The sequence below is a fragment of the Chryseobacterium sp. 7 genome (assembly GCF_003663845.1).
Lineage (GTDB): Bacteria > Bacteroidota > Bacteroidia > Flavobacteriales > Weeksellaceae > Chryseobacterium.
The window spans coordinates 763,911-778,091 of record NZ_RCCA01000001.1 but is presented as its reverse complement, the minus strand read 5'-3'; the positions used below and the strand labels follow the sequence as shown (position 1 = coordinate 778,091).

Annotated in this window: 10 protein-coding genes; 1 reads left to right on the top strand and 9 read right to left on the bottom strand. The window is 33.9% G+C overall.

The window, feature by feature from the left end; genetic code table 11:
- Positions 1-2: 2 nt before the first annotated feature.
- The 5 genes from CLU97_RS03610 to rpiB form a co-directional block, all read right to left on the bottom strand.
- A complete protein-coding gene (locus CLU97_RS03610; RefSeq protein WP_121486733.1) occupies positions 3-932 on the bottom strand; it encodes an LD-carboxypeptidase in 930 nt (309 codons plus the stop codon).
- On the bottom strand, positions 929-1,615 hold the full coding sequence (locus CLU97_RS03605) for a LysE family translocator (protein WP_105702325.1): 687 nt from the start codon (positions 1,613-1,615) through the stop codon (positions 929-931). The genes CLU97_RS03610 and CLU97_RS03605 overlap by 4 nt, the downstream gene beginning before the upstream one ends.
- Positions 1,616-1,859: 244 nt before the next feature.
- The gene (locus CLU97_RS03600) at positions 1,860-2,372 is read right to left on the bottom strand and encodes a hypothetical protein (protein ID WP_121486732.1); all 513 of its coding nucleotides are present in this window, start codon (positions 2,370-2,372) and stop codon (positions 1,860-1,862) included.
- Positions 2,372-4,525: a ribonuclease R gene (gene rnr / locus CLU97_RS03595; RefSeq protein ID WP_121486731.1), complete on the bottom strand. Its 2,154-nt coding sequence runs from the start codon at positions 4,523-4,525 to the stop codon at positions 2,372-2,374. The genes CLU97_RS03600 and rnr overlap by 1 nt, the downstream gene beginning before the upstream one ends.
- Before the next feature lie 336 nt (positions 4,526-4,861).
- Entirely contained in the window at positions 4,862-5,296 is a 435-nt protein-coding gene (gene rpiB / locus CLU97_RS03590) for a ribose 5-phosphate isomerase B (protein WP_027372149.1), read from the bottom strand.
- 642 nt (positions 5,297-5,938) lie between these two features.
- On the opposite strand from rpiB, the gene CLU97_RS03585 reads away from it, so the two are divergent.
- Complete coding sequence (locus CLU97_RS03585) at positions 5,939-7,129, top strand: phosphoglycerate kinase (RefSeq protein WP_121486730.1); 1,191 nt, start codon at positions 5,939-5,941, stop codon at positions 7,127-7,129.
- A gap of 1,516 nt (positions 7,130-8,645) precedes the next feature.
- On the opposite strand, the gene CLU97_RS03580 is transcribed toward CLU97_RS03585, so the two are convergent.
- The 4 genes from CLU97_RS03580 to CLU97_RS03565 all read right to left on the bottom strand — a co-directional run bounded on the left by CLU97_RS03580 (position 8,646) and on the right by CLU97_RS03565 (position 14,180).
- Positions 8,646-9,467, bottom strand: coding sequence for a class I SAM-dependent methyltransferase (locus CLU97_RS03580; protein WP_121486729.1), 822 nt, complete (start codon positions 9,465-9,467; stop codon positions 8,646-8,648).
- 119 nt (positions 9,468-9,586) lie between these two features.
- The gene (gene mnmG / locus CLU97_RS03575; RefSeq protein ID WP_121486728.1) at positions 9,587-11,449 is read right to left on the bottom strand and encodes a tRNA uridine-5-carboxymethylaminomethyl(34) synthesis enzyme MnmG; all 1,863 of its coding nucleotides are present in this window, start codon (positions 11,447-11,449) and stop codon (positions 9,587-9,589) included.
- A 146-nt stretch (positions 11,450-11,595) separates the two neighbouring features.
- Complete coding sequence (gene ybeY, locus CLU97_RS03570; RefSeq protein WP_121486727.1) at positions 11,596-12,015, bottom strand: rRNA maturation RNase YbeY; 420 nt, start codon at positions 12,013-12,015, stop codon at positions 11,596-11,598.
- A gap of 5 nt (positions 12,016-12,020) precedes the next feature.
- Positions 12,021-14,180: a patatin-like phospholipase family protein gene (locus CLU97_RS03565; RefSeq protein ID WP_121486726.1), complete on the bottom strand. Its 2,160-nt coding sequence runs from the start codon at positions 14,178-14,180 to the stop codon at positions 12,021-12,023.
- Between the last annotated feature and the right edge of the window lies 1 nt (position 14,181).

Here is a 14,181-nt window from a genome sequence, read left to right as displayed (position 1 = left end):
TTTTAAAACTCGATTTTTACTTTATCAACAACCTTCACTTTAACATTTCCACCTATTAATAGCGGCCTGTTGTCCTTAATATGTCCATTCGGAAAACCGAATACCACAGGAAATTTGTATTTTAAAATTCTATCCGAGATGAGCTTATAGACAAATTCATCAAAACTTTCTTCATAGCTTTTATTTTCTTTTTCATCTCCCATATTGGTCATGCCGCCAACAATCAATCCTTTGATTTTATTGAAAACTCCAGCCAGCTCCAGACTCATGATCATACGGTCCAGTGCATAGAAGTTTTCTCCGATATCTTCAATAAATAGGATCTTGTCTTTAAAGTCGAAAGAATATTTAGTTCCTAAAAGAGCATAAATAAGGGCTAAATTACCTCCAACCAATTCTCCTTCAATATTCCCTTCTTTATTAAATTGGTGAGATTTAAGGCTGTATTTTGGCATTTTACCTTTCAGAATGTCAAAAATCAGATCGTAACTTTCTTCTGTAACTCCAAAACTGGATGTTTTAATGGTCTGTCCGTGGATGGAAGCGAAACCTTTTTTCAACAGATAACTTTGAATTACGGTATTGTCGGAATAGCCAATGTACCATTTCGGGTTTTCTGTAAAGTTTTTCAACTTCAGGTGCTGAATCAGATGCTGGCATCCGTAGCCTCCTCTGGAAGCCCATACAGCTCTAATCTCTGCATCATTTAAAGCCCAGTTGATATCTTTTGCTCTTTCCTTTTCTGTTCCGGCATAATTGTATCCGTTTGAAAATTTGGTGTAAAGATGTTCCCCTAGAACGGGTTCAAAACCTCTACTTTTAATCATTTCAATTCCCTTTTCAAGTTGAGAGGCATCTACCGCTCCGGCAGGGGAAATAACAGCTATTTTGTCTCCTTTTTTAAGAGACTTCGGAAAGATCATTTTTTTCATTTTGTTTTTTGATATTTTACTTCTTTTTTCTCTGCTTCTTCCAGCTGTTTTTCAAACTGATTGAATTTTTTGAAACTCTGAAGGAAGATGAAGAAACTGAAGACAATAAGAATGCAGCCAACAACTCTTCTGATTTGGTTGGCCAGTTTTTGTGTTAATTTATCGTGAAACTGCTTGGCAAGAAATATCTTGGCAAGATCTATTGAAAGGTAAGTGGCCAGTACTATGCCTATGTATAAAATAAAACTGCTGGTGTCCGGATATTGATTCCTTACGGAAATTACCGTTACCAGCCAGAAAAGGATGACTCCTACATTCAAAAGATTAAAGAAAAAGCCATTGAAAAATGTTTTAAAATAGTTTTGGCCAATGATCCTTTCCTCACCAGGCATATGCATCTTGGTTTTGGTAACCAGCATTACAATTCCATAGATAAAAATAAGAATAGAGGTAATTCTGTAAAACCCGGGATGTTTATCTATTAAACTTACAATATCTGTACTGGCATAATAAGCTGCCACAATACATAATAAATCTGCAGTAATCACTCCAAGATCTAATGAAAGTGCATGTTTCGGGCCTCTGGAAAAGCTGGTTTCAATTAAAAGGAAAAAAATAGGTCCTATAAAAACCAGGCTCAGCATAAATCCTAATATGATGGCAGATAGTACAAGTTCTAACATTAAGTGGGGTTTAAAAATGAATAAAATTCATTTCGTTTTATACAAAGTTATACTTTATGATTTAATTATTCAATAAAGTTGTGATATATCAAGTGGATTTTAAGGAGAGTTTAATGTGAAATTTTTAATGAAATGGGAGAGGAGCGTGTATTATACATTTTTAATTAAAAAAATAAAGAGGTCATTCCATTTAGAAATAACCTCTTTTGTATTATATTTTTGTAGAGTATGTTCAGCAATCTTTTTATTTTTCCAAACAGTTCTCATTGAAAACAAATTCGAAATCTTTTCTGATTTTAAGACCAAAAATACCTCTTTCAAAAGTATAAATAACCTGATTTTTAAACAGCATTCTTTTATAATCTATCCAAAAACTTCTGGTCATATAAGAATATTCATAGGCATTTCCACTCAAATAAACGTAAGTTGTCTTTCCTTTCTGATGGCTTCGTACACTTCCAACCTCTGAAACCATACATCTGAAACAGTATGCTTCTTTGGTAGGATTCATTCCTGTAAAATAATTGATCAGAAAGAATCCATTTATTATGAGAGGAAAAGTAACTCCAAAAAAATATTTTCTCCCTTGCTTATTGATATTGATAATATTTCTTTTAATTAGAATATTACATAATATAACAACAATGATCAGAACCAATACAAAAAGATAAAAATTGATAACAGTATTAAAAATGACTGTTATCAATAATATTGCATTTAAGATACTAAAGACAATAGATTTATCTATTCTTGTCATTACTTCACAATCTGGAAATCAAGCTGCTTCTGGATCAGATTAGCTTTTACCACTTTGATCTGAACTTCATCTCCCAACTGGTATTTGTTTCCGTGTCTTATTCCGTATACTGCATGGGTTTTTGCATCATACATATAAGAATCATCTACAAGATCTCTAAGCTTGATCAGACCTTCTGCACCATTTTCAGGAATTTCTACCCAGAAACCAAATTCTGCGACTCCGGAAATTACTCCTTTGAAAGTTTCTCCCAAATGTTTTTCCATAAATTTCACCTGCATGAATTTAATAGAATCTCTTTCCGCATCTGCTGCCAGTCTTTCCATGGCGCTGCAGTGTTTTGCTTTGTCTTCAAGCTCGCCTCTGTTTGGGGATTTACCTCCATCCAGATAATGCTGAAGAAGACGGTGTGCCAATAAATCCGGATAACGACGGATAGGAGAGGTAAAGTGGCTGTAATACTCAAAACCAAGACCGTAGTGGCCAATTGGCTCTGTAGAGTATACAGCTTTGCTCATACTTCTCATAGCAAGGGTTTCAATCATATTCTCTTCGCCCTTTCCTTTTACATCATGAAGAAGCTTATTCAAAGATGCGGCAACCTTTTTGGTATTGGCCAGATCCATTTTATATCCGAAAGTAGCAACAAAGTCTCTCAATGATTCCAATTTTGCCGGATCCGGATCATCGTGAACCCTGTAAATAAATGTATTGTTGGTGATCTCACCTTTTCTTGAAAGGGATACAAATTCCGATACTTTTTTATTGGCTAAAAGCATGAATTCTTCAATCAGGTGGTTGGAGTCTTTGCTTATTTTAAAGTAAACACCAATCGGTTCATTATTTTCATCCAGATTGAATCTTACCTCACTTCTGTCAAAAGTAATAGCTCCTTTTCTGATACGTTCATGACGCAAAATTTTAGCTAACTTATCAAGTGTGTTGATTTCTTCTGCCAGATCTCCCTGTCCGGATTCAATACGTTCCTGAGCTTCCTCATAAGTAAATCTTCTGTCTGAATGAATAACCGTTCTTCCAAACCACTGCTTCTGAATTTCAGCATTATCATTCAGTTCAAAAACAGCTGAAAAAGTATATTTATCTTCGTGTGGACGAAGGGAACAGACATCGTTACTCAAAACTTCTGGAAGCATCGGTACAACTCTGTCCACAAGATATACGGAAGTAGCCCTTTGATAAGCTTCATCATCCAGAATTGTTCCCGGAACTACATAATGAGATACATCTGCAATATGAACTCCGATTTCCCAGTTTCCGTTTTCCAGTTTTCTGATGGATAAAGCATCGTCAAAGTCTTTCGCATCCTTAGGGTCAATGGTGAAAGTACAGATATTACGCATATCCCAACGTTTTGTAACTTCTTCATCCGTAATTCTTCTGTCAATTTTATCAGCATCTGCTTCTACTTCTGCTGGAAATTCATAAGGAAGACCATATTCCGCAAGAATAGAGTGGATTTCGGTTTCATGTTCTCCCGGAGCACCCAGCACCTGAATAATTTCACCTTCCGGATTTTTATCTCCCGGCCTCCATTCCGTCATTTTTACAATCACCTTATCACCATCTTCCGCTGTGCTGAATTTTCCTTTCGGAATAAAGATATCTGTGTTGATGGATTTTTTATCACAAACCACAAACCCGAAATCCTTATGAAGGACCTTCTGAAATGTTCCTACAAATTCAGTTCTGTTACGTTCTAAAACTTCCAGAACAGAGCCTTCTAATTTCTTTCCTTTATAATGATAAGTTATAATAAGAACCTTATCACCCTGCAATGCATCCTTCACATTTTTGGAATGAATGAAGACATCATCTTCCAATCCTTCCACTTTTACATAGGCATTTCCACTTTGATTAAAGTCTATAATTCCGGTAAGCGTTCCTGCAATTTTCAGGTTCACTATATATTTTCCTTTTTCCACTTCTTTGATCTTTTCAGATCCCTGAAGTTTATGCAGTGCCTGGATCACAAGTTCTCTTTGTCTCGGATTTTTGTAATCTATTCCGTCAGCAATCTGCTTATAATTATAAATTTTGGATGAATTCGCATTCATAAAACGGAGGATCAGTCTTCCGATCTCCATCATTTTTAAATCATTTTTATGACTTATATATTTTCTTTTTTTTGGCATTTTAAATTTCTTTTTAATTGTTTTGGTCTTATTCCAATGAAGACCTTTTTTAAATCTTCCCCATTCATTCCTTTATATAAGGTTATTCAATTTCATCATTAGATTCTTTCCGTACATCATCAGAAATTATCTTTCAGTTTACTTAGAACGGGAGCTTTAGTTTTGTATAAATTTAATACAATTCTCGAGAAGAAAAGAGAAAAACCTTCTATTAAATATGTTTCAAATATAAGAAAGGCTTTGTAGAATAATAGAGTGTAATTTCTATTGGACACTGCAAATGTACGAATAAAAAATAAATAAGGCTTGTAAAGTGATTTACAAGCCTTATTATATTTAGCAAACTGCAATTTTGTCAACTCTGTTCTGGTGTCTTCCACCTTCAAAGTCTGTTGAAAGAAATTTATCTACAATTTCAATCGCCAGTTCTTTTGAGATAAATCTTGCAGGCATTGAAATCATGTTGGCATCATTATGCTGTCTTGCCAGTGTTGCAATCTCCGGCATCCAACATAATGCACATCTTATTTTCTGGTGTTTGTTCGCAGTGATCTGAACGCCGTTTCCGCTTCCGCAGATCAGAATTCCCAGCTCATTTTCTCCGTTTTCCACAGAGGTTGCAGCAGGGTGCACAAAGTCCGGATAATCCACACTGTTTGTGGAAAACGTGCCAAAATCTTGAACCTCAAAACGTTCTGAAAGGTAGTTCTTAACAATCTCCTTATATTCATAGCCTGCATGGTCCGCTGCGATAGCAATTTTTCTTTTCATAATACTCTTATTAAGCTTTATTAGATTCTATTTCATGACAAAGGTAAGAATAATAACAATTCGTGTTAGTAAACCCTGAGTTAATTGTGAAAAGCGATGTGAATAACTGTGGAAAACTTTTATCAACTTTCTATTTTTAAAGATCAATTTATTTCGTAATAGAATTTCTTTCCTCAAACTTTTACCACAACTTTCCAGATGTTTTCTTCATCTATCCCCAGCTTTTTCCATAATAAAATAACTAATAATGGTTTCATTTCAAAGTTACCAACATTTGTTAATAAGTATGTTAAATAGGCGGTTTACAAGTATTTATATTGTGAGTTAAATATGAATTGAATAAAAGTTGAATGTTACCAATTATTAAGCTAAAACTTATCCCCGAAACTAACAACACTCAACAACAACTACATTATTCTTTTTTTTAAAAGAGAAAAAATTGTTGATTAATGGGTGATTGGGTTCGGGGAAAGTTTTTGAAAACTTTTATTTTAATCAAAGTGTTGAAAAAGTTTAAAACCTTACATTTGTGAAACGAAAATTCAATGAGTTGCATGAATTTGTCCTGGCGGGATTTCCGGAAAAGTTAATCTGGACTGGCCAAAATGATTTCGTAAGACTTGGAAAAAAATAGATCTATTTATGAAAACAATCAATGATTTCAATTTTAAAGATAAGAAAGCTCTGGTAAGAGTGGACTTCAATGTTCCTCAGGATGATCAGCTGAAGGTGACAGACAATACAAGAATTGTTGCTGTGAAACCTACAGTGGAGAAAATCCTTAGTGATGGTGGTTCTGTCATCTTAATCACACACCTTGGAAGACCTAAGGGGGAAGTGAAAGATGAATTTTCTCTTAAACATATTGTTGGCGAAGTTTCTTCTGTTTTAGGTAAGGAAGTGAAGTTTGTGGATGAGTGTATTGGTGAGAAAGCAGAGCAAGCTGCTGCAGATCTGAAGCCGGGAGAGGTTTTATTATTGGAGAATGTTCGTTTTCATAATGAAGAGGAAAAAGGAGATGCTGCTTTTGCTGAGAAACTTTCTAAGCTAGGTGATGCGTATGTAAATGATGCATTCGGAACAGCACACAGAGCTCACGCTTCTACAGCTGTCATCGCACAATATTTTCCATCAACTAAATATTTCGGTTTACTAATGGCTAAAGAACTTCAGGCCATCGATAAAGTATTAAAAAGTGGAGAAAAGCCTGTTACAGCTATTTTGGGAGGCTCTAAAGTTTCAACTAAAATTACCATTATAGAAAATATTCTTCCTGCAGTGGATAATTTGATCATTGGAGGAGGTATGGCATTTACCTTTATTAAGGCTCTTGGAGGGAAAATTGGTAATTCTTTGGTAGAAGAAGATAAAATTCCTTTGGCTCTTGAGATTTTAGGAAAAGCAAAAGAACATAAAGTAAAAGTATATCTTCCTTCTGATACTATCATCGCTGAAAGCTTTAGTAATGACGGAGAGAGAAAAGAAGTTGATATCTATGCAATCCCTGAAGGATGGATGGGACTTGATGCTGGAAATAAATCAAGAGACCAGTTCAATGATGTATTATTGAATTCAAGAACAATTCTTTGGAATGGCCCTATTGGGGTTTTTGAAATGTCAAATTTTGCAGGAGGAACCGTTGCCTTAGGTGAGAGTATTGCTGAAGCAACAAGATTAGGAGCTTTCTCTTTAGTAGGAGGAGGAGACAGTGTTGCTTTCGTTAAACAATTCGGATATGCTGATCAGGTAAGTTATGTGTCTACCGGTGGTGGAGCAATGCTTGAAAGTCTTGAAGGACTTGAGTTACCAGGTGTAGCTGCTATCAACAATTAAGAGATAAAAATTAATATTTTAAAGCCTGCTAATATTATTAGCAGGCTTTTTTTCTTTTTGGAATTGTAAGAAAATCCTGTATTGATGAGCATCTTCAAATAATTTTAGATATAACTTATAGTTATGTATTTTTGAGGTGAATTCTCTTTCAGTTACTTAGGTTTTCTAATGGATCTTATCTTACAATCTTCCTCTAAACTTCTATATTATTTTAGATTTTATTTTCGCTTTTTATCATGAATTCTTAATAAAACTGACTCTATTTTTAGCAGTTAAATTTTGAAATTGTCGTAAGTTCCCATGATCTCTTTCCAGATAATTTTTGGGTATGTTTTATGGAAAATATCTGTTTTTATTTGGAGTGACTCAGACAAAATATTCTATATAAATTAAGGTGTTTTTCTCTGATCTTAATTTTTATCCATTACCAGATTTTCAATATTTTTTTAGCTATAATCTTTAGTCCAAAGTTTTGTATTTTGTTTTTCTAAATTTTATCTTTTTGCAGGAGAGATTTGGTTACTATTTTTCTTGTTTAAAATTGGGTCTGAAATATTTATTTTATTTCATATATATGTGAAGACATTGTAATTTATTGTATATCAATAATTAAGCTATTTTTTTATTTGTTATTTTGTTTTAATTTTACTCATTAAATATCATAGAATGAATAAGTTATATATTTTTTAAGATAAATTTTCTTTTTTATATATTTTCCGTTTAAACTTTAGAATTGATTAGATGCTTAAAATTATTTTGACTTTTTTAAGTTCCCCAATTTTAGTTTTTAAATTGTGTATTATTTTTTTAGATCAACATTCGAATTTTTTTACTCCACAAATTTTCATTTGCTGCCAATTCTTTTATATTTTAAAATTTGATAGAATTATTTTGAAAATTATAATTTAAGGCCAATTCAATTTTTTATAAGAATGAGAAGATGGAGTAGGGGAGTCTTAATTTTTTCCATTCACTTAATTTCGGTGAAGTTATTTTCAAATAAACTGATAATTTAAATTTTTTGATTTGAAGAGATACATCGTTCCTGATTGACTAATCTTTTTTCTATAAAAGTGGTGAAAATCGATCTTCATAAATGGCTTAAAAATCAAATTTCTGAATTTTTTCAAGATTTATATCCTGGTTTATTTTGAATTGAAATTATGTCTGTTTCTGACAGAATTTGCTTTCTGAAATCAATTTTAGCGTTTTTTTATCTATACTGATAGAAGCAAATATAAAAATTGATTTTTTTAAGTTTGAGTAGAACTTTGAGAGAAGTTTTGAAATAGTTAATTTGTTCAGTTTGTAAAATGGAGTAAGGAAGATGTTTCTTAAATTTATGAAAGTGAATATTTTGGTTTAAATATTTTCTCCAGATTTTATTAATATTTTATAAGATATAAAAATTAGGTTTGATAAAAAAAAGAAAACTCAGGAAAAAATCCTGAGTTTTTATTTTTTAAGCTAAAAACGTTGAAAATTGACCTTCAGAAATGGCTTAAAAATCGACTTTTTATCTTTTTTCGATAATGTATATCAAACTTGAAAATTCGTTGGAAAATAATGCCTTTATGTTAGAAATTGTTCCGTGGATCACTGCTTTTGCCCAAAATAGTGGTGATTTTTTGTATTTTTCGCTTAACATGGATATATAATATGAGTCAAGAACCAAAGGCTTGATCTTTCTCATTTTCCAATCTGGATTTTTAGAAATTAGATTTTCCATTCCATTTTTAGAGAAATGATAGATGTGTCTTGGTACATCATAAGCTGCCCAATATTCTTTATAATGTTTTGCATCATAAGAAGTAGGATTGGGAACTGCGATTACAAGAATTCCTTTTTCTTTTAATTTCCCGTGAAAAATATTAAGCATCTCATCCTGGTTTTCGATGTGTTCAAAAACATGCCATAGGGTAATAGCGTCTAAACTGTTTTCTTCAATTTTATTGATATTATCTAGAATAGAAGCTTTCGTTATTTTACTCTGTGCTGCTTTTCTTGCATCTGAATCTGGTTCAAAACCGAATGTTTCAAAATCATTTTCTATATATTTTACAAACTCTCCGGCACCACATCCGTAATCAAGAACTTTTGATCCTTTTTTTATTCTGTCTACGAGTATATTTTTTTTGTACTGTAGATTAAAAGACTGAAGAAATTTATATAGTTTTTCTTTCAGACTTCCGGAATCCTGATGATGAGAAATGTAATCTTCACTTTCATAATATCTGGAAATATTGGTTGGGATAGGGGAGGTCTTAAAGACTCCTTTTGTATGTGTTTCTTTAATCTCAAATATTTCCTGTGAAAGAAAATGATCTTTTATTTTCATTGAAATCGTTATCTTTTTATCTTGTAAAAAAATTAAGATATTCAGAGGTTGATAGAGCCTCATAAATACCTTAATTTTTGCTTTATTATTTTTAATGTTTCACGTGAAACATTTCTTTTTTAACGTCCTAAATAGACCAGTAAAACATTAATATCAGCTGGAGAAACCCCACTTATTCTTCCTGCCTGCGCAATGGTCTTCGGACGTACGTTAGACATCTTCTGTTTTGCTTCTGCAGAAAGGCTGTTTAGCTTCGTATAATCAAAGTCTTCCGGAATTTTAATGTTTTCCAGACGGTTCAGCTTCGCTACGTTTTCTTTTTCTTTCTCAATATAACCTTTATACTTTATATTGATCTCTGCCTGTTCTCTTACTTCGTCACTGTATTGAGAAGAAACTTCTTTAATAGAATCAATTTCATCCAGCTTTTCTAATGTTATATTAGGTCTGGTAAGAAACTGAGCTGCTCTGTATGCCTGATCTACAGGATTGCTCTCAATAGATTCAAGAATAGGATTGATTATTCCTGGTTTTAAAGAAGTTTCGCGAAGAAACTCTTCAAGTGCTTGGCTTTCAGATATTTTGGTTTCAACTCTTCTTAACCTATCTTCTTTTGCCAAGCCTAGCTGGAATGCTTTTTCAGTAAGTCTGATATCTGCGTTATCCTGTCTCAAAAGAAGTCTGTATTCGGCACGTGAAGTAAACATTCTGTAAGGTTCTTCTGTTCCTTTAGTAATTAAATCATCAATCAATACTCCGATATAAGCTTCATCTCTGTTTAGGATAAAATCTCCTTTTTCGTGAACTTTATTGTGTGCATTGATACCGGCAATTAATCCTTGTCCTGCAGCTTCTTCATATCCTGTTGTCCCGTTAATTTGTCCTGCAAAGTATAAATTGTCTACTAATTTCGTTTCTAAAGTATGCTTCAATTGAGTGGGAGGGAAGTAATCATATTCAATAGCGTAGCCTGGACGGAAAACTTTTACGTTTTCAAATCCTGGAATATGTTTCATTGCTTTGATCTGTACGTCCTCGGGAAGAGAAGAGCTGAATCCGTTTACATAGATCTCAACAGTTTTCCATCCTTCCGGTTCTACGAAAAGCTGGTGTCTGTTTCTTTCTGCAAAACGATTGATTTTATCTTCAATACTAGGGCAGTATCTAGGTCCTAAACTTTGAATCGTTCCATTGAACATTGGACTTCTGTCAAAACCTTCTCTTAAGATATCATGTACTGTTTCGTTGGTGTAAACAATATGACAGCTTAATTGTTTTGTCAATTTTGGGGTATCAAGATAGCTGAACTTTTGTGGATTTTCATCTCCTTTCTGTTCTTCCATTTTTGAATAATCCAAACTTCTTCCGTCTACTCTCGGTGGAGTACCGGTCTTCATCCTTCCTGCTTCGAAACCTAAAGTGACCAATTGTTCTGTAATTCCAAAAGCTCTTGGTTCGCCCATTCTTCCTCCTCCTAATTGTTTGTCTCCAACGTGAATTAATCCGTTAAGAAATGTACCATTAGTAAGAACTACAGATTTTGCTTTAATCTCAATTCCTAAAGAAGTAACCACTCCGGTTACTTTATTATTTTCAATAATCAGTTGTTTCACCATATCCTGAAAGAAATCAAGATTGGGAGTATTCTCTAATGCTAAGCGCCATTCTTCGGCAAAAAGCATTCTGTCATTTTGGGTTCTCGGAGACCACATCGCAGGACCTTTTGAAAGATTCAGCATCTTGAATTGAATAGCGGATTTATCTGCCACAATTCCGGAATATCCTCCCATTGCATCAATCTCTCTTACAATCTGTCCTTTTGCGATTCCGCCCATTGCCGGGTTGCAACTCATCTGTCCGATGGTCTGCATATTCATTGTAACAAGTAGTGTTTTTGAACCGAGGTTGGCTGCTGCAGCGGCAGCTTCACAACCAGCGTGTCCGGCACCTACTACTATTACATCATATATTTCTGAAATCATTTTATCTCGCTTGTTTTAAGCTTTAAACCTTATCTTTTTAACCAATGTTTCACGTGAAACATTTTTGAAGAATGCACTCTAGATAAACTTATATTGTTACTAGAACAGAGTACTTTAGGTATGGGACTTTAAGTGATTGTTCAATTTTAAATCTCTAAATCCCTGTATTTGTCTAAGTACAGATCTTCCATTCTCCGCATCTCTTTTTCTTCCTCTTCCGTCTTGTCTTTATAGCCTGCAAGGTGCAAAATACCATGGGCTAAAACTCTTCTTAATTCTTCTTCATAATCTCGGGAAAGGGTAGAAGCGTTATCAGAAATGCGCTGCAAAGATACGAAAATCTCAGCGCTTATTGTCTTGCCTTTTACATAATCAAAAGTGATAATATCTGTATAATAGTCATGCTGCAAATAATCCTGATTGATCTTAAGAAGATATTCATCATCACAGAAAATGTAATTGATTTCTCCTAGTTTTTTTCCTTCCGAAAGAATAAGATCTTCCAGCCATTTTTTGTAATCTGTGCTTACCGACTCTGGTAAGTTTTCGTAAAAGAACTGTATCATTTTTTTTAAAACCAGTGTCCTAAAATAACACTGAATATACCTTTTTGGTTATTTTTAAGTGAGTGGCTGAAGTTTACTTTTATCTGCCCGAAAGGAGATTTGTAACCTGCCGTTATTCCCAGTGAGCTATAGTTTACTTTAACTGCATCTTCAAACTTGATATCGTTTGATAGGTTAGCAAAGCTGAAGTTTCCACTGATGAAATAGTTTTTGTTAAATTTAAACTGGATATCATTGGATGCCAATATCACGTTATTGGTATAAAGCTGGGCGAAATAAAATCCTCCGAAGCTTTTGAAATTAATCAGATTCTGCTCGAAGATTCCTCCTAATCTGTATTGATAATAGTCAGGAAGGTTTTCTCCAAGGGTAACCCCTCCAAATAAATTCAGCCGGTAGCTGAACTGTTTGCCCAAAGGAATATTAAGCCTAAGATCTGCTTTAATCTGAATAATTCTTTTGTCTACTTGTGATTTTAAAAGGTCGATAACCTTTCCTTCTGCTGCAAAATAAACCCCTTTTGTTGGAAACTCCTTATCATCCTGAGTATCGGTTTTAATGAAGATATAAGGGTTTAAAAAACGGCTGTAACGCTGGTTTTCGCCGTTGGGGCTTTCTGCTTTGAAATAATCGTGGCTTATTCCACCACCAATGGCAAATTTATCTTTCCATACAGACTGTATATAGGCTTCATTTCTGAGCCATTCCCAGCGGTCTACAGTATAGTTATCTACGTTTTTAATATCGAAGCTCATACCTGATGAATAAAGGCCAAATCCGGGGATATATCCGTTATCTATAAAATAGTTCAGATAATATCTTAAACGGTCACCTACCACCACATCAAGGGATAGGTTTGAATTTTTAAATAAAAGCCTTTTTGCAGAGTAATTCAGAAGAAGCCCTGTTTTGAAAACTTCATCATAATGCAAACCAAATTTTAAGAAATGACGGGTGTCATCTTCCGTTACATAAAGCTTTAAATAATTAGCATCATTCTCCTGAACGATATCATAATTAATAAATTTGTAGTTGTTGGTTGCAACCAATTTATCAATCATTTTATTGATGCTTCCATAGGTTTGTAAAGAGGGTAGACGCAATCCCATTTTCCCCAGGGTATAATTTTTTCCGTAGATTTTACTTCCTTCAATAGAAATACTGTCTATTTTATATACATTGGAATAAATAGGATTTATACGCTGTCTTAGGCGGTCAAATGGCCGCTTGGGAAGTTGGTCTAGTATCTGGGTATATTTTAACCCTTCTACATAACCGCTATCAAGAATTTTCTTTTTATCATCGTAGCTTGTAGCAGACATTCCTTTAAGATTAGGTTTTATATTGATGTCTGTGTATTTATATTGTTTTCTGGTATCTTTTTTTATTCCAAAATCAATCACCTGATTCAGAATGGATATAATATTGTTTAAATCCTCTCTTTTTGATAGATCCTGATTCAGATCCACCCCAATAACGATATCAATTCCTTTGTCTTTTAAAGGCTTTGATGGATAGTTTACTGTCATGGCTCCGTCAATATAAATACTGTCGCCAATCTTTACAGGATCCATTAAAGAAGGAAATGCGGAACTGGCCATGATAGACTGTACCAGATCTCCTTTTTCAAAAATCTGCATATTTCCGCTTTCAAGATTGGTAGCAACACAAAGAAAAGGAATGGGCATTTTGGAAAAGTCCTCAATATTGGAAACGTTTTTGAAAAGTTCTTTCAGAAGATAAACATTTCTCTGTCCGGTACTGATAGAGGAGGGAAGTGTGATTTTTCCGTTTTTAAGCGGTATAGATAAAAGGTATTTGTCTACGGATTTATTGAAGAAGCTGGCTTCCTGTCTTGACTTTGGATCCATAATTAAAGAATAGAAATCCGTATCCATGACTATTTTTTCAATTTCTTTTCCAGAATAGCCTGCAGCATACAATCCGCCTACAATAGCTCCCATACTTGTTCCGGAGATATAGTCCACTTTCACTCCCAATGAATCTAATACTTTAAGAACTCCGACATGTGAAAAACCTTTGGCTCCGCCACCGGCAAGTGACAGACCTATCTTTGGATTTTTCGGAATCACCAAATCTTTTTTTACCTGAGAATGGATCAATAACAGTGGGAATATGAAAAACAGAATCAGGAGTTTTCTCATA

Excerpts from the sequence above, each read along its gene's own strand:
- CLU97_RS03600 (WP_121486732.1), bottom strand. The coding sequence starts at position 2,372 with ATGACAAGAATAGATAAATCTATTGTCTTTAGTATCTTAAATGCAATA.
- CLU97_RS03565 (WP_121486726.1), bottom strand. The coding sequence starts at position 14,180 with ATGAGAAAACTCCTGATTCTGTTTTTCATATTCCCACTGTTATTGATC.
- rnr (WP_121486731.1), bottom strand. The coding sequence starts at position 4,525 with ATGCCAAAAAAAAGAAAATATATAAGTCATAAAAATGATTTAAAAATG.
- rpiB (WP_027372149.1), bottom strand. The coding sequence starts at position 5,296 with ATGAAAAGAAAAATTGCTATCGCAGCGGACCATGCAGGCTATGAATAT.
- ybeY (WP_121486727.1), bottom strand. The coding sequence starts at position 12,015 with ATGATACAGTTCTTTTACGAAAACTTACCAGAGTCGGTAAGCACAGAT.
- CLU97_RS03605 (WP_105702325.1), bottom strand. The coding sequence starts at position 1,615 with ATGTTAGAACTTGTACTATCTGCCATCATATTAGGATTTATGCTGAGC.
- CLU97_RS03580 (WP_121486729.1), bottom strand. The coding sequence starts at position 9,467 with ATGAAAATAAAAGATCATTTTCTTTCACAGGAAATATTTGAGATTAAA.
- mnmG (WP_121486728.1), bottom strand. The coding sequence starts at position 11,449 with ATGATTTCAGAAATATATGATGTAATAGTAGTAGGTGCCGGACACGCT.
- CLU97_RS03610 (WP_121486733.1), bottom strand. The coding sequence starts at position 932 with ATGAAAAAAATGATCTTTCCGAAGTCTCTTAAAAAAGGAGACAAAATA.
- CLU97_RS03585 (WP_121486730.1), top strand. The coding sequence starts at position 5,939 with ATGAAAACAATCAATGATTTCAATTTTAAAGATAAGAAAGCTCTGGTA.